Raw genomic sequence first — 20,517 nt, forward strand, 5'->3', positions numbered from 1 at the left:
CGTGCAAATGCCGATATGCGTAGGTGGCAAAAATCAGCAAATGTATTGTTTAGTCCGCGAAGATCAGCGTAAGTTCAGCCCTTTTCCCTGAAAAGTTGTAACTCTTTAAAACGGCTTACACGGCAGCAGACAGCGCCACGCGCAGCTTTTTGAACGCGGCCACTTCAATCTGACGGATACGCTCGGCCGACACGCCAAACTCAGCAGCCAGATCGTGCAAAGTGGCACCGCCATCATCCTGCAACCAGCGTGCGCGCACAATCCGCTGCGAACGCTCGTCCAACGTGTCGATCGCCTCTTCCAGGCCACTGCCTTCCAACATGTCCTGAGCGCGGCGCTCCAGCACGCGGCTCGGCTCCTCGTGTCCTTCATCGGACAGATAGGAAATAGGCGCGAAATTGTCATCATCGTCGTTGGTCGGGGCCTCCAGAGCCATATCGTGACCCGACAGGCGCACTTCCATCTCGCTGACGTCCTGTGGGCGCACGTCCAACTCACGCGCGATCGCATCGACCTGCGCGGTATCCAAGGTTTGTCCGTCCGGACGCATACGACGCAGGTTGAAAAACAGTTTGCGTTGGGCTTTGGTCGTGGCCACTTTCACCATGCGCCAGTTGCGCACGACGTATTCATGAATCTCGGCCTTGATCCAATGCACGGCAAACGACACCAAACGCACCCCGCGATCGGGATCAAAGCGCTTGACGGCTTTCATCAGGCCCACATTGCCCTCCTGGATCAGGTCGGCATGGGGCAATCCATAACCCAGATATTGACGGGCAATGGAGACCACCAGACGCAGGTGCGACAAAATCAATTCACGCGCGGCATCCAGATCATCCTGGTCGCGCAGGCGCTGACCCAGCTCGGTTTCGCGCTCGGCGCTGAGCATGGGCAGGCGGTTAACGGCAGAGATATACGCTTCGATCGTCCCCAGTGCGCCTGGATTAGACACGGCGGCGACCAGTTCATTACCAGACGCCAGGGCCAAAGCGTTCGCTTGTTGTGTCATGGAAAATCCTTAAAAAGTCAGCCGGCGAGAACACTGAGCAAGGCTCTCAAACCGCGGAAAACGCATTTCATCAATGATTGAGTTTAGCACTCGATGCTCTGGAGTGCTAAAAATTTCAAATACAGGAATAAGAGCGTCGCAGCAAGAAAAAGTTCACTCTTTAGCGTCAAGCTGCAATAAATCGGTGGGCAGAACGCCACAAACAAGCTGAAAACCGTGGCAGCCTGAGAGTAACGCCTTTACGCCCACCTGAAAACAACAAAGTGCGACCTAGTTTATCCGCCAATCACAGGCGCTCGGCGTGAAAGTCCAGGTGGTCCTGAATGAAGGTCGAAATGAAGTAGTAGCCGTGGTCATAGCCTTCGTGGCGACGCAAGGTCAAAGGCTGCTTGGCCTGCTCACAGGCCTGCTCAAAGACGTCCGGATACAGTTGCTCGGCCAGAAAGCCATCGCTCAAGCCCTGGTCCACCAAAATACCAGCCGGATAAGGGGTGCTGCGCTTGCTCATCAAGGCACTGGCGTCGTGCTGCTCCCAGGCCTGACGGTCCTGACCGAGATAGGCACCGAAGGCTTTTTCGCCCCACGGACAACGGCTGGGGGCCGCAATAGGAGCGAAAGCTGATACAGAGCGATATTTACCGGGATGGCGCAGGGCCAAGGTCAAGGCACCATGGCCCCCCATGGAGTGGCCAAAAATACCCACACGACTGGCATCGCCGGGCAAGAGGGTCGTGACCAGATCAAAGAGCTCCTGGCTCACATAGCTTTCCATGCGGTAATGCGTGCTCCATCCAGGTTCTGTGGCATCCAGATAGAAGCCGGCCCCGGTTCCCAGGTCCCAGCCATCGTTCTCTCCTTCCACGCCAGCGCCACGCGGGCTGGTGTCGGGAGCAACGAGCATGATGCCATGCTCGGCAGCATAGCGCTGGGCACCGGCCTTGATCATGAAGGTTTCTTCTGTGCAGGTCAGCCCAGCCAGGAAAAACAGGACAGGCACACGGCCTTGGCCGACGGCCTCGGCCAGATTGGTCGCACCCTTTTGGGCATGGGCCTGCAACTGAGGCGGCAGGTACACAGAAAAACGCATGGGCAAACCGATCGTCTGCGACGCGTGTTGGTAGTAGCGCTGCCAACCATTAAAACAGCGATGTTCGTTAAGCAGTTCCAGTGTCTGAGTCATAGCCCCCTCGTGTTCTCAATAGCAAATCCGGCCCAGGATCAGTGAAAGCACCCGAAGACCTCCCACCTCTCCTGGACCGGGATAAAGGGTGCGGGCTCACGCCTGCCCCCTCATGACGATCGCAATCAGTACATCACCACCGAACGAATGGACTTGCCTGCATTCATCAGGTCAAAGCCTTCATTGATACGCTCCAGCGGCAAGGTGTGGGTGATCAGGTCGTCGATATTGATCTTGCCATCCATGTACCAGTCCACAATCTTGGGGACATCGGTACGACCACGAGCGCCGCCAAATGCAGAGCCTTTCCATTCACGGCCCGTCACCAGTTGGAACGGACGGGTAGCGATTTCGGCGCCGGCCTCGGCTACGCCGATAATGATGGACTGGCCCCAACCGCGGTGACAGCATTCCAGGGCTTGGCGCATGACCTTGGTGTTGCCGATACATTCAAACGAATAATCCGCACCGCCATCAGTCAGCTGAATAATGTGGTCCACCACGTTTTCAACGTCATTGGGGTTCACAAAATCCGTCATGCCGAACTGGCGGGCCATGGCTTCGCGCTCGGGGTTGATATCCACGCCAATGATCTTGTCCGCACCCACCATCTTGGCGCCCTGGATCACGTTCAGGCCAATCCCGCCCAAACCAAACACCACCACGTTGGCGCCCGCTTCCACCTTGGCAGTAAACAGGACAGCGCCCAGGCCGGTGGTCACGCCACAGCCGATGTAGCACACCTTGTCGAACGGAGCATCACTACGGATCTTGGCCAGCGCAATTTCAGGCACCACGATATGGTTGGCGAAGGTCGATGTGCCCATGTAATGGTGAACCGGTTTGCCGCCGATGGAGAAACGCGAGGTGCCATCGGGCATCAAACCCTTGCCCTGGGTAGAGCGAATGGCTGTACACAGATTGGTCTTGCGCGACAGGCAGGATTTGCACTGACGACATTCGGGCGTGTACAGGGGGATTACATGATCGCCAGGGCGCAGGCTGGTGACACCCGCGCCGACATCCAACACCACGCCTGCACCTTCATGGCCCAAAATGGCGGGAAACAAACCTTCCGGGTCAGCGCCCGACAGGGTGTAGTAATCAGTATGGCAAATGCCTGTCGCCTTGATCTCGACCAACACTTCGCCTGCTTTGGGGCCTGCCAGATCGACCTCTTCAATCGTTAGCGGCGCGCCCGCTTTCCAGGCAACAGCTGCACGTGTTTTCATGTGGTCCACCCTCCGGGTAAAAGTAATTATGGTTACGGTCAACTCGGTCCTTCGGGACCAAACTATTAAAGTATAAGAAATATTTTATAAGGCGCGGCCTGTCGGCCGACTCCTTGTATGGGTAAAGCCCCGCCTGAGCAAAGCCGCACCGACCTCAGTACAAGGACGATTTGCCCGTCAAGAGCACACCCAGACGCAACATACCATATGCCAGATAATCGACCAGCCTGCTCAGCCAACCCAGACGCTGATAGTGTTCCTGATGAACCCGCGTGGCATTGTGCTCGATTTCGTATTCCAGCTTGGCCTGCAAATCCCGGGTGAACGGCGCATCCTGAATCAGGACATTGGCCTCACGCGCCAGCAACAGGCTGAACGGGTCCAGATTGGATGAGCCCACCATGGAGTAATCATCAATGACCGCCACTTTGGCGTGCAAGTAACTGGCCTTGTACTCGTACAGCTCGATGCCGTGGTCCAGCAACTGCCCGTACATAAATCTACAGGCCCGATATTGCAGAAAATACTCGGCATGACCTTGCAGCAACAAACGCACCCGCACGCCCCGCTGTGCCGTCTGCTCAATGCGTCGCCGCAGGCTGCGGCCCGGGAAAAAGTAAGCATTGGCCAAAATCACCTGTTGCTGCGCCTTGCCCAGCAGGTGCAAGTAAGCCTGCTCAATCTGCTGACGATAGCGCACATTATCCCGCAGCAACAAGGTGGCCCGGACCCCCTCGAACACCTCTCCGGCCTGCTGCGCTTTCTTGCGAGCCTGACGCCGTTTGCGCCACTCGCGCCAAGTGGTGAAGCGTTGCGTAAAACTGTCCCAGTCCTTGCGTCTGCGCCAGGCCATGCGCAGCCACAAGGCCTGTTGGGCGCGCACCATATCATCGACGATCGGCCCCTCGCAGCGCACGGCAAAATCAAAACGTGGCCTGCCCTTCCCATCGATTAGCGGCACCTCATCAAAATCATCCAGGATATTGATGCCGCCCACAAAACCAATGCGCTCATCAACCACCAGCATCTTGCGGTGCAACCGGCGCAAACGTCGTAGGGATAGACGCGGCTCCCGCCATCCTTTGGGCTTGGGTCGGTAAATTCGATAACGCGCTCGCATGGCCTTTAACTGCTCAGCGATCTGCAAGGCATAGACATCACTGCCAAAGCCGTCGATCACCACACGCACGCGTACCCCTCGCTCACAGGCCCGACGCAAGGCGTCCAGAACACTGTGACCGCTATCATCCAGGTTGAAGATATAGGTTTCCAGATGCAGGCGCTTGGTGGCCTGATCGATCGCCTGACAAATAGCCGGAAAAAACTCCTGCCCATTTTGCAGCAAGGTGATCTGATTACCATCGTGCCAAAGTGGATCGCGCTTCAGACTCGGCATGTTTGCAAGGCCTATGCGTTAAGAAACCACTGAACGGCAAAGCTCCTTCAGGGCAGCTCCAGCTCAGTCAGGATAGGGGCATGATCAGACAACTGCTTCCAGGGGTCCCCCACCAGCACACGGGCATTACGGACCGCGAAACCACGCTGATAAACCCGATCCAGTCGTAGCCAGGGGAATGCCGCTGGGAACGTGCGGGGAGGAGGCGTCATGCGCGCTGCGCCGTTCACACCCAGTTGTATGCCCTGCTCAGGCACCACCAACCCGCTTTTACGCCGGGTACGCAGCCACTTGATGGGCTGGCGCAAGCGGAAACGGTTATCAACCTGTCCGCGAGGCGAGAAAGAAAACACTTCGTACAGGTTCAATTGCTGCACAAAAATCGGGGCCAGCCGGTTATTCCAGTCATTGAAGTCGCCCGCAATCAGCAACGGCTCATCGGCCGGGACAATGCGCTTGATGCGATCGAGCAGCGCCTGCACCTGACGAACCCGGCCACTGTTAAACAGTCCCAGGTGGACCACAATGCAGTGCACCGGGCGGCCATCAATATCAATGACCGCATGGAGTAGACCACGCTGCTCCATGCGGTGATCCGAAATATCCTGGTTTTCATACTGCAGGATAGGAAAACGCGATAGCAAGGCATTGCCGTGGTCCGTATACGGACGAACCACATTGCAGCCATAGGCCGTATTCATGCGCAAGGCCGCAGCCAAAGACTCATGCTGGGCGTCCAGACTGCTTTGCAGCTGGTTGCGCCCCTGCACTTCCTGCAAAAACAGCAAGTCGGGAGACAGTCCGTACAGTCCCAGGCGCAAATCCGCCAAGGACTCTCGTTTGCCAGAAGCCGAGCGTCCTTTGTGAATGTTGTAGCTGACTACCCGAATCACTGACACGCCGTCCCCCGATTTGACTTATTTGTTGTCCACGGCCCGCAGACGGATATGCAACTCGCGCAGTTGCTGCTCATCCACCGCCGAGGGGGCCTGAGTCAGCAAACACTGAGCACGCTGCGTCTTGGGGAACGCGATCACGTCACGAATCGAATCCGCGCCCGCCATCAGGGTAACCAGTCGGTCCAGACCCATGGCCAGACCGCCGTGTGGAGGCGCACCGTATTGCAAGGCATCGAGCAGGAAGCCAAATTTGAGCTGAGCTTCTTCAGGGCCAATCTTCAAGGCATTGAATACTTTGCTTTGAACATCGGCGCGGTGGATACGGACCGAGCCGCCACCCACTTCCCAACCGTTCAGCACCATGTCGTAGGCCTTGGCAAAGGCCTTGCCGGGATCGGTTTCCAACAGATCTTCGTGACCATCTTTGGGGCTGGTGAACGGGTGGTGAGCGGCGAAGTAGCGGTTCTCGCCCTCGTCGTACTCGAACATGGGGAAGTCCACCACCCACAGAGGTTTCCAGCCTTCTTCAAATAGGCCGTTTTCCTTGCCGAACTCGCTGTGACCGATCTTGATACGCAGCGCGCCGATCGCATCGTTGACGATCTTGGCCTTGTCGGCACCAAAGAAGATCAGGTCACCATTCTGAGCACCTGTGCGCTCCATCAACTGCTTCAGAACCTCTACATTGATGTTCTTGACGATGGGCGACTGCAGGCCCTCAGGAATCGAGGTCACATCGTTGACCTTGATGTAGGCCAGGCCCTTGGCGCCGTAAATACCGACAAACTTGGTGTAGGCGTCGATTTCGCTGCGGGGCATGGCGCCACCGCCAGGAATGCGCAAGGCAACCACACGGCAGCTTGGGTCGTTGGCCGGTGCGGAAAAGACCTTGAAATCCACTTCACGCATCAGGTCAGCCACATCCACGAACTCCAGCTTGACGCGCAGATCAGGCTTGTCCGAGCCGTAGCGCTGCATGGCTTCAGTCCAGCTCATGGTGGGGAACTTGGGCAGCTCCACATTTTGCACCGTGCGGAAAATATGTGTGACCATGCCCTCGAAAATCTCGCGAATCTGCTCTTCGTTCAGGAAAGAGGTTTCGCAGTCGATCTGGGTAAATTCGGGCTGGCGGTCCGCACGCAAGTCCTCATCGCGAAAGCACTTGGTGATCTGGTAGTAGCGGTCAAAGCCCGACACCATCAGCATCTGCTTGAACAGTTGGGGCGACTGGGGCAGCGCAAAAAATTCGCCGGCGTTCACACGCGAAGGCACCAGATAGTCGCGAGCGCCTTCGGGGGTGCTCTTGGTCAACATGGGCGTTTCAATATCGATGAACCCCAGGTCGTCCAGGTAGCGACGGGCCTGCATGGACACTTTGTAGCGCAGCATCAGGTTGTTCTGCATTTGCGGACGGCGCAAATCCAGGACACGGTGCGTCAAACGGGTGGTTTCGGACAGATTGTCATCATCAAGCTGGAAAGCGGGTGTGACCGAAGCGTTCAGGATCTCGATTTCGTCACAGACGATCTCGATTTCGCCCGAGCGCAGATCCGAATTGACCGTGCCTTCGGGACGAGCCTGAACGCGACCGGTAATGCGCAGGCAGTACTCATTACGGATGCGCTCAGCCACTTCAAAGGCCTGCACGTTGTCAGGATTGACCACAACCTGCGCCAGACCCTCACGGTCGCGCAGATCAATGAAAATCACACCCCCGTGGTCGCGGCGACGATGTACCCAGCCAAACAAATTGACCGTCTGGCCCAGGTATTCTTTGGAAACCTCGCCGGTATAACACGTACGCATCTAGGATGACTCCGAAATAGTAAAAACTGCAAATTGGAAAATTCAGGTTCCAGCCAAAGGGGGCGTCCCTTCAGGGCCCGCAGGCTGGTCAGAAACTGGGGGTAGGGCTATGGGCTCGACAGGGCTGACCACGCCCATGGATACGATGTATTTAAGCGCTGCATCCACCGTCATGTCGAGCTTGTGAACGTCCGCCCGAGGCATCATCAGGAAAAAACCGGAGGTCGGGTTGGGCGTCGTGGGCACGTAGACACTGACAAAGTCGTCTCCCAGTATCTGCGCCACTTGTCCGCCCGGTGTACCGGTTAAAAAGGCAATGGTCCAGGAGCCGGCCCTGGGATACTGCACCAGGACAGCCTCGCGAAAAGCCTGACCGTCGGGTGCCAACACCGTATCGCTGACTTGCTTGACCGAATTATAAATGGAACGAACCAAAGGAATACGCCCAAGTAGCAATTCCCAACGATCCACCATCGCACGGCCCAGGTAATTGGCCGCCAGCAAACCCGTGCCGAACAAGACCGCCAGCACCAGCAAAATTCTAAAACCGGGAATCCGCAGGCCAAACAAGGCCTGCGAAGACAGGAACTCCGGCACAACGCTCTCCAGCGTCTCGATCAGCAAGGTCAGCACCCAGACTGTAATGACCAGGGGCACCCAAATGAGCAGACCAGTGACGAAATAACGCTTGAAGGGGCGCATAAGAAATAGTGTTAACTGGACGTTGAAGGCGCAGGCGCCGACGAAGCAGCTGGCGTGGATGCCGAGCCGCTGTCCGCAGGCTTGCTGCCACCCTGGTTACGGAAGTCCGTTACATACCAGCCCGTACCCTTGAGCTGGAACCCGGCCGCCGTTACCTGTTTGGTAAAGGTGGGCTGATTGCATTCTGGACAAACCTCTAAAACGGGGTCCGACATTTTTTGCAGCACATCTTTTTCGTATTGGCACGAGCTGCATTTATACGCATAGATTGGCACGACTCATCCTAACTAAAAAAAGCCGAAACAAATTTCGAGATACCAGTAAATGGGGGCGGCACCTGCCCATTTCAAGCCGGCGCCCCGCTCAACGAGCCCCCGCAAACACGTCACGGGAGCGCTTCTGGCTTGATTTTAGCCCTTTTGGCGTTCAATCGCACTGAACTTGCACCCCACCAGAGTCACCGCGCAAGGTGGCACCAGGTTCAGATCAGAAACAGGCAGGCAGCAACCAGGGTGGGCGCGGCCGCACTGAGCAACAAGCGCAACGGCGAGATGGCGCCGTCCGGGAAACTGCCTTTCAAAATGGAGAAACCGGCTGGATTGGGCGCATTGGCGATCACTGTCAAACCGCCCCCTGTGACCGCACCCGCGACCAACATGTAACGCCAGATTTCCGAGGTCCCCTCAACCAGGGAGCCCAGGTAAGTCAAGGCCGCGTTGTCGGTGACAGCCGTCAAGGCGGTAGCCCCCCAGAACAGCACCGTGGGCGACAGACCACCCAGCAGATCCTGAAGCCACCATTTTTGTAGTCCACCCAGCACCACCAGCCCTGCCAGGAAAAAGCCGACCATCAAACCTTCACGCACCAGCAAGGGGCTTTGGTAGTGTTTGTACGAGTGGGCATAGCCGATGAACAGCATCAACAAGGCCATGAACACAATTGGATGATGCGCGCCCAAGACAATCGCAACCAGAAAAGCCACATGAATGGCCATGACGGTCACAGGCACGGAACGCTGCGTCTTGGCTTCCTGGGGCATGCCCTGGCCCATTTCCAGCAAGGCCTTGCGGCACACCAGCGTGACCAACGTGGCATTGATCAGCACCGCGACGACCGCACGCCACCCGAAGTGGGTGGACATATAGGCTGTATCCCAGCCAAAGGTACTGGCCACCATCAGGACGGGCGGGGCCGCATAGGCCGTCAGGACGCCGCCGATGGAGACGTTCACAAACAGAACACCCACGGTCAAATACTTGAAGCCGGCATGGCCTTGATGACGGAAATAGGCTTTATGCAGCAGGAGCGCCGCCAGGGTCATGGCGGCCGGCTCGGTAATCAGCGAACCGGCCAGAGGCACCACGGAAATCGTAATGAAATACGTGGAAATCTTGTCAGACATGGGAAGCGCACGGGCCAGGACGGACACCGTCTTGTTCACCAGCTCTAAAATGGGACGGCTGGCCGCGACCACCATGATCGCAAACACGAACATGGGTTCGGTAAAGTTGCGCCCTTCCAGATACTCAATCGCCGACTGTAAATCCACAAAAACAGCCATATAGGCCACCAGCACACAGGCCCACACGCCAAACACCGCCTCAACCTCGGACAACATGTGCCACAGCCCTGCATGGCTGCCGCCTTTATTGGCCAAGCGTGCAAACACCGGAACCGAAAAGGTGTGGACGATGGCAATGGCAAACAGCGCCGTTGCAACATACTCAAGAGGAGAGGCCATTTTTCAAACCTTTAAAACTTTACGTAAATTGCTTGAATACGTATCAAGCCAAACGGAGAGTGCCGGCCAAAGCAGCCACCACCAGCAAGACACCAACCCAGATGTTGGCACGGAAAAGGCGCAGGCCTCGTTCGGGATAGCGCACGTCAAAATGCCGCATTTGCCACAGCAGATGCAGCGCAATCAGCGCCATGACCGCGTAATACAGAATACGCTCGTTCAGCAGATAACCGCCGATCAGCCAGCACAACATGGCGGCAATGTAAAAACCGCTGATCCAGGTCTTGCCTGCCTCGCGAAAACGCAGCGCCGTGGAGTGCAGACCCAGCTTGGTATCGTCAGCCATGTCGATATAGGCATAGATGGAGTCGTAGCCAACCTGCCACAAAATCGCGCCCACCCACATCAGGATGGCACCAAAAGGCACCATGTTCTGGGTGTCCGACCAGGCCATCAACATGCCCCAGTTAAAGCAGATGCCCAGGACCACTTGCGGCCAATAGGTAAAACGCTTGCACAGGGGATAAATCATCACAATCGGGAGCAAGGCCAGCGCCAGCCACCGGCTGTATTCATTGATCGCCAACAGCAGCAAGGCACACACGGCCATTTGCGCCAGCACGAAGAGCACGGCCTGACGCATGGTGATCTGGCCACTGGTCAAGGGACGAAAACGGGTACGCTCGACCTGATGGTCGAAATTGCGATCCGCCATATCGTTAAAGCAGCAGCCAATACCGCGCATCAGCAAAGCGCCCAGGGAAAAGATCACCAGACGCCACAAGGTGGGCAGTCCGTCCGCGGCCTGCACCAGAGCGGCAAGCGCGGGCAGCAGAGTCAACCAGGTGCCTACTGGCCTATCCAAGCGGCACAGCCGGGCATACGGCCCCCAGGAGGCAGGCAGATAGCGGGCTACCCAATCATTGTTGGGGCGCATATCAGACAGATCTGGACGCGGGGGGGCTTTCGAAGCGGATGGAGATGTCATAGAGGTAAAACCCAAATCCAGGCCCTGGGCCATAGACCGAAAACAAGCATACCCTCTGACAGAGGGTATGCGGTGGATTCCAGAAACCCGTTCACGCTCTGGGAGCCAAGAAAGTGCAATAAGCGGCGCTGAAAACCACAACGCTGGCTGAGCCAGCGCTTGAAAAGGCGCAAACCCGTCTGGCTGCGCCCCATGCCCGTCAGATAGCGATCAGGCTTCTTTGATGAGTTTACCCAAGATGGCAATGCCTTCGCGAATTTTTTCCTCGGGTACGGTCGCAAAGCTCAGGCGCAATGTGTTGCGCTTGACGCCATTGCCCGCGTAGAACGGCTCACCAGGCACAAAGGCCACCAGATTTTCAATGGCTTTTTGCAACAGGGCCGTGGCATCCACGTGCTCGGGCAAGGTCACCCAAATGAACATGCCACCCTCAGGACGGGTCCATTGGGCCGTGTCCGGGAAGTTCTTGTCCATGGCGTCCAGCATGATGGCGCACTGTTTCTGGTAAATATCGCGCACTTTGGGCAGGTGCTGTTCCAGGAAACCGTTATGTACGGCTTCGTAAACCGCCATCTGTGTCAGTGTGGACGTGTGCAAGTCCGTGGCCTGCTTGATCTGCACCAGTTTGTCGATGATTTTGGCAGGGGCCACGATGTAACCCAGGCGCAGGCCGGGAGCCAGCACTTTGGAGAACGTGCCCAAACGCACCACTGTCGCGCCTGCCTTGCGCCCCAGGGACAGCAGGCTGGGCAGGCGCTCGCCGGCATAACGCAACTCGCCGTAGGGATCGTCCTCGATAATAGGAATATGGGCCGCAGCGCAGCGCTCCACCAGATCCTGGCGGCGTTCCAACGGCAGACGCAAGCCGGTCGGATTCTGGAAATTGGGCAAGGCGTACAACAGACGAGCGCCCATGGCCTCCGGTGCCGAGACATATTCGGGAATCATGCCCTGACCGTCAGTCGGAATGGCGACGAAAGAAGGATCGTAGACCGACAAGGCTTGCAAAGCGCCCAGATAGGTCGGGGACTCCACCAATACCTTGCTACCCTCGTCAATGAACAGCTTGCCCAGCATGTCCAGCGCCTGCTGGGAACCGTTCACCAGCAAAATCTCATCGGCCTGAACGGGCGCGCCTTCGGCGCTCATTTGCTCGGCCAACCATTGGCGCAGCGGCAGATATCCTTCAGTCGTGGTGTATTGCAGCGCAGTCCGCCCCTGCTCGCTCAATACCTTGTTGAACGCGCTTTGCATTTCCTCGACAGGAAAGCCGACTGGAGTGGGCAGACCGCCCGCAAAGGAAATAATCTCGGGTCGCGCCGTGACCTTGAGAATTTCACGAATTGCGGAGCCACTCAGTTTCTGGGCACGTTGGGAAAAGGTAAAAGGCTGCGAGAGGGTATCCATGATTCGGAAAAGTCCTGAAGAAGAACGATTAAATACTTCATATGCAAACTTTATAGCTTGCAACAATGAACGCAGGATGCCGGAAAACCAGGCATCCTGCACCTTTGAATGAATTATGACGCGGGTTTATTAGCGTATACCTTGCCACCAAGCGGCTTGCAGCGCAAGTAGCCAACGCGCATCCGCTCCGGATTTACCCTGAAAAAACAAGCTCTCGGCCCAGACAAACGTCGCGCTTTGTCTATACTTCATTATTGTATATACAATTAAAATCCGCATGGAGCCCTGCCACCATGAGCCAGCCCCACCCAAGCACTTTGTTTGGTCTGCTAACCATCAGTAAGCTGCCCGTGCAAAACTGGAAAAATGGGGGCGGCACCACACGCGAGATCCTGTGCCATCCCCCCCAAGCAGGATATGAAAGCTTTGACTGGCGCCTTAGCCTGGCCCATGTGCAGACCTCCGGTGATTTTTCCCGTTTTCCCGGTATAGAGCGCCATATCCTGCTCATCGAAGGCGAGCACATGCAGTTGATTCACAACGAACAGCGCCATGCACTGCATCCCCTCCAACCCTATGTCTTTGCGGGTGAGGACAAGGTTAGCTGCTTCTTGGCGCAGGGCCCTACCCAGGATTTGAATCTGATGGTGCGCCGGGGCCGGGCCCAGGGCCGTCTGCAGGCATGGGCGGGACGCGACACTCCTGTGCAGCTGGAGGCAGGCACGCACTTTCTGTACGCACCACGCGGCGGCTATACATGTCAGGCTGGAACCGCAAGCTGGGCTCTGACCGCAGAACAGGCCCTGATCGGCTCCACCTCTGTCTCCGTCTCCTTGCAACTGACCGCCGATCATGCCGCGGCCCCGCTGGTCTACGCGTATATCGCCCCTACGGAATGACTGATGAACTACACACTCTGGACTGATTTACGTCTGGCTCCCCGCGCCGACCCCGAACACGTCATTGAGGATGCCTGCCTGGTCGAACAAGCGGGCCGCATCGTCTGGATGGGGCCCCGGCATGCACTCCCCCCCCAATGGCAACAGGCCAAACACGTACACAAGCTGGACAATCGCTGGGTCACCCCCGGCCTGATCGACTGTCACACTCACCTGGTTTACGGTGGCACCCGAGCCCAGGAATTCGCTTTGCGGCTGGCCGGAGCCTCCTATGAGGAAATAGCCCGCCAGGGAGGCGGTATTGTTTCAACGGTTCAGGCCACCCGTTGCCTGAGCGAGGAGCAACTGCTGGCCCAGTCCCTGCGTCGTCTGGATGCTTTGTTGGACGAAGGCGTGACCGCAATCGAAATCAAGTCGGGCTACGGCCTGGATCTGGACAGCGAGCGAAAAATGCTGCGCGTGGCCCGGCGTTTAGGAGAGTTGCGCCCGGTCACAGTGCGCACTACCTTTTTAGGTGCTCATGCCCTACCCCCGGAGTTCGCAGGTCAAACCGACGCCTATGTGGATCAGGTCTGCAGCCAGATGATGCCCACCCTGGCACAAGAGGGGTTGATTGACGCTGTGGATGTATTTTGTGAACGCATCGCCTTTGATCTGAGACAGTCCGAGCACGTACTGAAAGCGGCCCAAGCCCTAAAACTACCTGTAAAAATGCATGCCGAGCAGCTCTCCAATCTAGGGGGCACAGCAATGGCGACACGCTACCGCGCCCTGTCCACCGATCATCTGGAGTATCTGGATGAAGCAGGGGTGCTCGCCATGAAAGAAGCCGGAACGGTTGCCGTACTGCTGCCCGGCGCCTATTACTTCCTGCGTGAAACCCAGTTGCCCCCGATCGAGCTGCTGCGCAAGCACGGCGTACCCATGGCCTTGTCCACCGACAGCAACCCCGGCACCTCTCCCTGCACCTCCCTTCTGTTGATGCTGAACATGGGCAGCACCTTATTCAGGCTAACGGTGCCTGAGGCCCTGGCCGCCGTCACCCATCATGCCGCCCAAGCCCTGGGAGCCCCGGACATCCGCGGAGAACTGAGCATTGGGTCCCGCGCCGATTTTGTCGCCTGGGATATCGAGTCACTGTCGGAACTGGTCTACTGGCTGGGCCTGCCCCGCTGCGCCCTGGTGGTGTACCAAGGCGCCATCAGCCGCGATCTGCGCAAGGAGTCATCATGAACCCTGTCCAACAGCATGAAGCCCTGTGGGCGCCCTGGGCCTATTTGGACGGCCACTGGCAAGCCGATGTGCTGATGCGCTGGGACATGCACGGCACGCTGACGCAGGTTCTGCCTGGAACCTGCCCGCCCGCCAAGGACGCGAGCGATAAGGTGTATCGGGCACAGGGCGCCGTGCTGCCAGGGATGCCCAATCTGCATTCGCACGCTTTTCAAAGTGCCATGGCAGGCTTGACGGAATTTCGGGGACAAGACCAGGACAGCTTTTGGAGCTGGCGCGACCTGATGTACCGTTTCGCCGCCCGTCTGGAGCCTGAACACCTGTATGCGATTGCCCACTGGCTTTACATACAAATGCTCAAGGCCGGCTATACCAGCGTCTGCGAGTTTCACTACCTGCATCACCCGCGTGAGGGAGGCCGATACAGGCCATCGGGTCTGCTGGCCCAAGGGATTCTGGAGGCGGCCAGCGCCAGCGGACTGGCGATCACCCTGCTGCCGGTGTTGTATCAGTACAGCGACTTCAGCCGCAAAGCACCGCGACCGGACCAAGAGCGCTTCCTGAACAGCCCCACGCAACTGCTGTACCTGCTGGAATCCTTGCACAGCAGCCACCCTTTGAACGTGGACCGGCGCTATGGCGTGGCGCCCCATTCCCTGCGTGCCACCGATGTGGGTTCCATCAGCACGCTGATCGACGGCCTGCATAGCCTGCCCTCCCGCCATCAGATTCACATCCATATTGCCGAGCAGATGGCCGAAGTGCTGGCGTGCCAGGAGCTCAAGGGTTGCAGTCCGGTCGCCTACCTGTTCGATAACTTCAATGTGGACGAGCGCTGGTGCCTGGTTCATGCCACTCACATTGGCGAGCCGGAGCGTCAGCAAATTGCCCGCAGTGGCGCAGTGGCGGGCCTATGCCCGACAACCGAAGCCAATCTGGGGGACGGCCTGTTTCCGGCCGCTGCTTTTCTGGCCGACCATGGCCACTTGGGCATCGGATCAGACAGCCACATCTGCGTGGACTGGCGCGCCGAACTGCGTCTGCTCGAATATGGCCAACGTTTAAGCCGTCAGCAACGCAACGTGCTGGCTTCGCCTCGACAGCCCTATGTCGCAGACTATTTATTTGGGACCTGCGCCCGCGGTGGGGCGCAGGCGTCAGGGCGGGCCACGGGGCAGCTTGCCCCCGAGCATCAGGCCGACCTGATGGTGATTGATCTGGCTCACCCCAGTTTGGCGGGACTGGATCAATCACATTGGCTCTCCGCCCTGGTCTTTTCAGAGCGCGCCCACACCAATCCGATTCGCGACGTATTCGTCAGTGGCAAAGCCTGTGTGATCGACGGCCAGCACCCCCAGGAGGAAACGGCGTTTGCCGCCTATCAAGACACACTGAGCCAGCTGTTGGACCGCGCCTGAAAAAACGAGCCTGAAAGCCTTACCCGGCAGGCCCTAGTCCGCGCTCGGCCCGACAGTCCTTGGCTCGCCATCGCGGTCAACAAAGCCTGGCGCAGTCGTTTTTCACTGGGTTGTCCGCCACGTCATTATGCAAAAAACCTGGCTCCGCCCATCTGGGCCAGGGCCACTGGCATGAAGACAACAAGGCTCGGGAGTACGCCCTGGACCCTAAAACAGGTCGGCTGCCGTGCCAGCCAGACTCTCGTCCAGCACCAGGGCTTTCAGGGCCTCGATATCGGGAGCCAGATAACGATCCTGATCGTAAAAAGGCACGGCCTGACGAATCGCGTCCTGCACCTTTCTCAAGTGCTCGGAAGTCAGCAAAGGAGCATGAAAATCAATGCCCTGCGCCGCACACAGCAATTCAATCGCCACAATTGCAGCGGTATTTTGTGCCATATCCTCCAGTCTGCGCGCTGCAAAGGTCGCCATGCTGACGTGGTCTTCCTGGTTAGCCGACGTAGGCAGGCTATCCACGCTGGCAGGATGTGCCAAGGACTTGTTTTCCGAAGCCAGCGCCGCCGCGGTCACATGGGCAATCATGAAGCCCGAATTCAAACCGGCAGAAGGCACCAGAAACGGTGGCAAACCGGAAATGCTGGCATCAATCAACAACGCGACTCGACGCTCTGCCAAGGCACCCATTTCGGCAATCGCCAGGGCCAGGCCGTCGGCGGCGAAGGCCACCGGCTCGGCGTGGAAGTTGCCGCCGGAAATCACCTGATCGGGCTCACCGTTCTTGCCGGGGAATACCAGCGGGTTGTCCGTGACGGCATTGGCCTCGATCAGCAAGCTGCGCTCATTTTGCGTGATGAGATCGTGGATCGCGCCCATCACCTGGGGCTGGCAACGCAAGCTGTAGGGGTCCTGCACCTTGTTGTCATTGTCCCGATGCGACTGGCGAATCTGGCTGCCAGCCAGCAGCTCCCTATACAAGCGGGCCGCGTAAATCTGTCCTGGCTGTCCACGCACCTCATGGATACGCGCATCAAAAGGCGCATCACTGCCTTTGGCGGCGTCCACACTCAAGGCTCCGGCCAAAATCGCATTGCGGAACAAGGTCTGGGTGCGGAACAAGCCATGCAATGCCAGGGCCGTAGACACTTGCGTGCCATTGATCAGAGCTAGCCCCTCCTTGGCGGCCAGCACAATCGGGGTGATACCAGCCTTGGCCAAAGCCTGCTGGGCAGGCATCCATTCGCCCTGCCACTTGGCCTGCCCTTCCCCGATCAGCGTCAAGGTCATGTGCGACAAGGGTGCCAAATCACCCGATGCGCCCACCGAACCTTTGGACGGAATGAAAGGCACCACGCCCGCATTCAGAATATCCAGCAAGGTCGTGACCACATGCGAGTGTATGCCCGAAAAGCCACGCGCCAGACTGGCAATCTTCATGGCCATAATCAGCCGTGCCACCGCATCGGAAACCGGCTCACCCACCCCTACGGAATGCGACAGAATCAGGTTCTTTTGCAGCTGTTCCAGATCGTGGTCGGGAATGCGTTGCTGGGCCAGCTTGCCAAAGCCGGTATTGATGCCATAGGCAGGATGACCTGCACGGATGATCTTGGCCACAATGGCCGAGGACGCGTCCATCGCCCCCACCGCCTCTGCCGGCAGAGTCAGAACAGTCGGTTTCTGCCAGATCTGGCGCAGTTGCGCCAAAGTCAGTGCGCCGGGAGAAAGCTCGATACTCTTGCTCATTTATCTGTCCTGTTTTTCTTACTTGATCATGGGCAGTGTCAGCCCGAAATTCTTGGCCGTTTGAATCGCCAGCTCGTAACCTGCATCCGCATGACGCATCACACCACTGGCGCAATCGTTAATCAAGACCCGCTCCAGACGGGCCGCAGCCTGCTCGCTGCCATCGGCCACGATCACCATCCCCGCGTGCTGGCTGTAGCCCATGCCCACGCCGCCGCCGTGATGCAGCGACACCCAGCTGGCCCCCCCAGCTGTGTTCAAGAGCGCATTGAGCAAAGGCCAGTCCGACACGGCATCCGTGCCGTCCCGCATGCTTTCGGTTTCGCGATTGGGACTGGCTACCGAACCGGTGTCCAGATGGTCACGTCCAATCACAATCGGCGCTTTCAGCTCACCCTTGCGCACCATTTCGTTAAAGGCCAAACCGGCACGATGACGCTCGCCCAGCCCCAGCCAACAAATTCGAGCAGGCAGACCCTGGAAAGCGATACGTTCCTGTGCCATGTCCAGCCAGCGATGCACGTGCTCATTGTCGGGGAACAGCTCTTTGATTTTCTGGTCGGTTTTATAGATATCTTCCGGGTCGCCCGACAAGGCCACCCAACGGAACGGGCCTTTGCCCTCGCAAAACAAGGGGCGAATATAGGCTGGCACAAAACCGGGGAAATCGAAGGCATTGGCCACGCCCTCATCAAACGCCACTTGGCGAATGTTATTGCCGTAATCCACAACCGGAATGCCCATTTTCTGGAAATCCAGCATGGCTTTTACATGGATGGCGCAAGACTGGGCAGCAGCTTGCTGAATGCGGACGTGTTGCGCCGGATCTTTCTGAGCGGCCTGCCACTGCTCCACCGTCCAGCCTGAAGGCAAATAGCCATTGAGCAGATCGTGGGCAGAGGTCTGGTCCGTCACCAGATCAGGCTTCAAACCACCGGCTTGAGCGCGTCGCACCAGTTCGGGCAGCACATCGGCGGCATTGCCCAGCAAGCCAATCGACACGGCTTCTTTAGCAGCCGTGTGTTGGGCAATCAGCTCCAGTGCATGGTCCAGATCGCGCGCCTGCTTATCCAGATAACGAGTCTGCAAACGGAAGTCGATACTGCTTTGCTTGCATTCAATCGTCAGCGATACCGCACCGGCAAAGCTGGCAGCCAAAGGCTGTGCGCCGCCCATCCCCCCCAGGCCAGCCGTCAGAATCCAGCGCCCGGCCAGCGAACCCCCAAAATGCTGACGACCTGCCTCAGCAAAAGTCTCGTACGTGCCTTGCACAATGCCCTGGCTGCCGATGTAGATCCAGCTGCCCGCCGTCATCTGTCCGTACATGAACAACCCGGCCTGATCCAGCTCGTGAAACTTCTCCCACGTGGCCCATTTGGGCACCAGATTCGAGTTGGCCAGCAGCACGCGCGGCGCATCACGGTGGGTACGGAACACGCCCACCGGCTTGCCGGACTGAATCAGCAAGGTCTGGTCATCCTCGAGTTGGCGCAGACTGGCCAGAATCTGGTCATAGCACGCCCAGTTTCGAGCCGCACGCCCGATGCCACCGTACACCACCAGATGTTGGGGGTTCTCGGCCACGGCCGGGTCCAGATTGTTCTGAATCATGCGGTACGCGGCTTCTGCCACCCAGTTCTTGCAACTGAGCTGTGTACCCGTGGGGGCATGAATCTCCCGCGCAGGATCGAAACGGGGGTCCTGGCTGGCCGTCGAAGTGTGATGATCAGGCATGGTGCTGTCCTCCATCTGAGGTGTCTCTGGATACGCGCTGGTTCTATCTGGCAGACTGTTTCCACCCAGGGAAGGCAGGTCCAAGCGCCGACAAAACAACGGTTTTCTTGTAAGCTTTTGCCAATGTATAGTCATTTCCAATAGTTGTCTATACATATGCCTGCCCTGGCAGCGCCGCGAAAACAGACGGCCAGGGACACTGTCGGGGTATTAGAATCATGGCCGGTGCAGCACCCCCGATGGTTGCCTGCACAAACCCTTGAGTGTGAACACGTCCCTACAGGAAAGCATCAGCATGGTTGCCCCTTTGACGAGCAACTCGTCCTCCGAATCGGCTCTCCCCGTCTATGTACAGATCAAGAACTATGTCGTGGAAAAGATTCAGACCGGACAATGGCGGGAAGGCGATCTGATTCCCACAGAGCTGGCCTTATGTGAGCAGTTTGGCGTATCACGCATGACGGTCAACCGGGCCCTGCGCGAACTGACCAACGATGGACTGCTGATCCGCATCAAGGGTTCGGGCACGTATGTAGCCCAACCCAAATTCCAGTCCACGCTGATCGAGATACGCAGCATTGCACAAGACATACGCGAGCGCGGTCATCAACATAGCTGTCAAGTGCTGAGCATGGAGCGGCTGCAGGCCAGCCCGGCACAGGCACGCCTGTACGGCATTGCTCCGGGCGCGGCGCTGTTTCATTCCATTATTGTGCATGCCGAGAACGGCCTGCCTATCCAGTACGAAGATCGTCTGGTGGATGCGCGCATGGCACCCGACTATATGGAGCAGGACTGGAGTCAGATCACGCCTAACGAATATCTGGTGCGGGTCGCCCCCTTGCCAACCGGCTTTTACAGCATTGAAGTGCTGGTGCCACCCACCGGAATCGCACAGGCCCTGCATATGAAAGAGCAGCAGCCCTGTTTGGTGATGGACCGCCGCACGTTTTCCAGTGAGCAGTTCACTACTCACGCTAGGTTCTGGCATCCTGGCGATCGCTACAAATTCACGGGACGGATGTAGGCCCCAAACCGGCGCCGCTTCGAGTTTGCTTCCCAAACATAACTCTCAAGCGCAGCGGCACCTCGCCTTCCGGGCCACACAACACCGCCATGTTCGTGCC

At 57.9% G+C, this 20,517-nt stretch carries 17 protein-coding genes; 4 read left to right on the forward strand and 13 right to left on the reverse strand.

The genetic code is table 11. From position 1 onward, the window contains the following. Positions 1-115 precede the first annotated feature (115 nt). The 11 genes from rpoH to FE795_RS16310 all read right to left on the reverse strand — a co-directional run bounded on the left by rpoH (position 116) and on the right by FE795_RS16310 (position 12,363). Entirely contained in the window at positions 116-1,012 is an 897-nt protein-coding gene (gene rpoH, locus FE795_RS16260; RefSeq protein WP_003805180.1) for an RNA polymerase sigma factor RpoH, read from the reverse strand. Positions 1,013-1,298: 286 nt separating this feature from the next. Then, the gene (gene fghA, locus FE795_RS16265; RefSeq protein ID WP_003805182.1) at positions 1,299-2,192 is read right to left on the reverse strand and encodes an S-formylglutathione hydrolase; all 894 of its coding nucleotides are present in this window, start codon (positions 2,190-2,192) and stop codon (positions 1,299-1,301) included. A gap of 125 nt (positions 2,193-2,317) precedes the next feature. Then, positions 2,318-3,424: an S-(hydroxymethyl)glutathione dehydrogenase/class III alcohol dehydrogenase gene (locus FE795_RS16270; protein WP_003805184.1), complete on the reverse strand. Its 1,107-nt coding sequence runs from the start codon at positions 3,422-3,424 to the stop codon at positions 2,318-2,320. Positions 3,425-3,578: 154 nt separating this feature from the next. Next, positions 3,579-4,820 carry a cardiolipin synthase ClsB gene (clsB, locus tag FE795_RS16275; RefSeq protein WP_003805185.1) on the reverse strand — a complete coding sequence of 414 codons (1,242 nt, stop codon included), beginning with the start codon at positions 4,818-4,820 and terminating at the stop codon, positions 3,579-3,581. Between the two features lie 47 nt (positions 4,821-4,867). Continuing rightward, positions 4,868-5,719: an endonuclease/exonuclease/phosphatase family protein gene (locus FE795_RS16280; RefSeq protein ID WP_003805186.1), complete on the reverse strand. Its 852-nt coding sequence runs from the start codon at positions 5,717-5,719 to the stop codon at positions 4,868-4,870. Positions 5,720-5,737: 18 nt separating this feature from the next. Continuing rightward, positions 5,738-7,525: an aspartate--tRNA ligase gene (aspS, locus tag FE795_RS16285; protein ID WP_003805188.1), complete on the reverse strand. Its 1,788-nt coding sequence runs from the start codon at positions 7,523-7,525 to the stop codon at positions 5,738-5,740. Positions 7,526-7,567: 42 nt separating this feature from the next. After that, on the reverse strand, positions 7,568-8,227 hold the full coding sequence (locus FE795_RS16290) for a DUF502 domain-containing protein (protein ID WP_003805190.1): 660 nt from the start codon (positions 8,225-8,227) through the stop codon (positions 7,568-7,570). A gap of 11 nt (positions 8,228-8,238) precedes the next feature. Beyond that, on the reverse strand, positions 8,239-8,502 hold the full coding sequence (locus FE795_RS16295) for an FmdB family zinc ribbon protein (RefSeq protein WP_003805193.1): 264 nt from the start codon (positions 8,500-8,502) through the stop codon (positions 8,239-8,241). 206 nt (positions 8,503-8,708) lie between these two features. Beyond that, positions 8,709-9,968 (reverse strand): putative Na+/H+ antiporter, encoded by a 1,260-nt coding sequence (locus FE795_RS16300; RefSeq protein WP_003805195.1) that lies wholly within the window; start codon positions 9,966-9,968, stop codon positions 8,709-8,711. Between the two features lie 43 nt (positions 9,969-10,011). Next, positions 10,012-10,956, reverse strand: a complete 945-nt coding sequence (ubiA, locus tag FE795_RS16305) for a 4-hydroxybenzoate octaprenyltransferase (RefSeq protein ID WP_219235329.1) — start codon at positions 10,954-10,956, stop codon at positions 10,012-10,014. Between the two features lie 210 nt (positions 10,957-11,166). Continuing rightward, the gene (locus tag FE795_RS16310; RefSeq protein ID WP_003805199.1) at positions 11,167-12,363 is read right to left on the reverse strand and encodes an aminotransferase-like domain-containing protein; all 1,197 of its coding nucleotides are present in this window, start codon (positions 12,361-12,363) and stop codon (positions 11,167-11,169) included. A 293-nt stretch (positions 12,364-12,656) separates the two neighbouring features. Between FE795_RS16310 and FE795_RS16315 the strand changes: the two genes are divergently transcribed. Genes FE795_RS16315 through FE795_RS16325 form a run of 3 tightly spaced genes read left to right on the forward strand, consistent with a single transcriptional unit; the run spans position 12,657 to position 15,913 of the window. Next, complete coding sequence (locus FE795_RS16315) at positions 12,657-13,262, forward strand: HutD/Ves family protein (protein ID WP_131071063.1); 606 nt, start codon at positions 12,657-12,659, stop codon at positions 13,260-13,262. Between the two features lie 3 nt (positions 13,263-13,265). Further along, positions 13,266-14,495: an imidazolonepropionase gene (hutI, locus tag FE795_RS16320; protein WP_131071064.1), complete on the forward strand. Its 1,230-nt coding sequence runs from the start codon at positions 13,266-13,268 to the stop codon at positions 14,493-14,495. After that, the gene (locus tag FE795_RS16325; RefSeq protein WP_219235332.1) at positions 14,492-15,913 is read left to right on the forward strand and encodes a formimidoylglutamate deiminase; all 1,422 of its coding nucleotides are present in this window, start codon (positions 14,492-14,494) and stop codon (positions 15,911-15,913) included. The genes hutI and FE795_RS16325 overlap by 4 nt, the downstream gene beginning before the upstream one ends. A 207-nt stretch (positions 15,914-16,120) precedes the next feature. On the opposite strand, the gene hutH is transcribed toward FE795_RS16325, so the two are convergent. Next, the gene (gene hutH, locus FE795_RS16330) at positions 16,121-17,656 is read right to left on the reverse strand and encodes a histidine ammonia-lyase (protein ID WP_219235334.1); all 1,536 of its coding nucleotides are present in this window, start codon (positions 17,654-17,656) and stop codon (positions 16,121-16,123) included. Between the two features lie 18 nt (positions 17,657-17,674). Then, the gene (hutU, locus tag FE795_RS16335) at positions 17,675-19,405 is read right to left on the reverse strand and encodes a urocanate hydratase (RefSeq protein ID WP_059318091.1); all 1,731 of its coding nucleotides are present in this window, start codon (positions 19,403-19,405) and stop codon (positions 17,675-17,677) included. Positions 19,406-19,685: 280 nt separating this feature from the next. Between hutU and hutC the strand changes: the two genes are divergently transcribed. Next, complete coding sequence (gene hutC / locus FE795_RS16340; protein WP_219235336.1) at positions 19,686-20,417, forward strand: histidine utilization repressor; 732 nt, start codon at positions 19,686-19,688, stop codon at positions 20,415-20,417. Positions 20,418-20,517: the final 100 nt, after the last annotated feature.

The organism is Alcaligenes ammonioxydans (assembly GCF_019343455.1).
In the GTDB taxonomy this organism is placed as follows: domain Bacteria; phylum Pseudomonadota; class Gammaproteobacteria; order Burkholderiales; family Burkholderiaceae_B; genus Alcaligenes; species Alcaligenes ammonioxydans.

Excerpts from the sequence above, each read along its gene's own strand:
- FE795_RS16325 (WP_219235332.1), top strand. The coding sequence starts at position 14,492 with ATGAACCCTGTCCAACAGCATGAAGCCCTGTGGGCGCCCTGGGCCTAT.
- hutH (WP_219235334.1), bottom strand. The coding sequence starts at position 17,656 with ATGAGCAAGAGTATCGAGCTTTCTCCCGGCGCACTGACTTTGGCGCAA.
- FE795_RS16310 (WP_003805199.1), bottom strand. The coding sequence starts at position 12,363 with ATGGATACCCTCTCGCAGCCTTTTACCTTTTCCCAACGTGCCCAGAAA.
- FE795_RS16315 (WP_131071063.1), top strand. The coding sequence starts at position 12,657 with ATGAGCCAGCCCCACCCAAGCACTTTGTTTGGTCTGCTAACCATCAGT.
- FE795_RS16290 (WP_003805190.1), bottom strand. The coding sequence starts at position 8,227 with ATGCGCCCCTTCAAGCGTTATTTCGTCACTGGTCTGCTCATTTGGGTG.
- fghA (WP_003805182.1), bottom strand. The coding sequence starts at position 2,192 with ATGACTCAGACACTGGAACTGCTTAACGAACATCGCTGTTTTAATGGT.
- rpoH (WP_003805180.1), bottom strand. The coding sequence starts at position 1,012 with ATGACACAACAAGCGAACGCTTTGGCCCTGGCGTCTGGTAATGAACTG.
- aspS (WP_003805188.1), bottom strand. The coding sequence starts at position 7,525 with ATGCGTACGTGTTATACCGGCGAGGTTTCCAAAGAATACCTGGGCCAG.
- ubiA (WP_219235329.1), bottom strand. The coding sequence starts at position 10,956 with ATGACATCTCCATCCGCTTCGAAAGCCCCCCCGCGTCCAGATCTGTCT.
- hutC (WP_219235336.1), top strand. The coding sequence starts at position 19,686 with ATGGTTGCCCCTTTGACGAGCAACTCGTCCTCCGAATCGGCTCTCCCC.
- hutI (WP_131071064.1), top strand. The coding sequence starts at position 13,266 with ATGAACTACACACTCTGGACTGATTTACGTCTGGCTCCCCGCGCCGAC.
- FE795_RS16270 (WP_003805184.1), bottom strand. The coding sequence starts at position 3,424 with ATGAAAACACGTGCAGCTGTTGCCTGGAAAGCGGGCGCGCCGCTAACG.
- clsB (WP_003805185.1), bottom strand. The coding sequence starts at position 4,820 with ATGCCGAGTCTGAAGCGCGATCCACTTTGGCACGATGGTAATCAGATC.
- FE795_RS16300 (WP_003805195.1), bottom strand. The coding sequence starts at position 9,968 with ATGGCCTCTCCTCTTGAGTATGTTGCAACGGCGCTGTTTGCCATTGCC.
- hutU (WP_059318091.1), bottom strand. The coding sequence starts at position 19,405 with ATGGAGGACAGCACCATGCCTGATCATCACACTTCGACGGCCAGCCAG.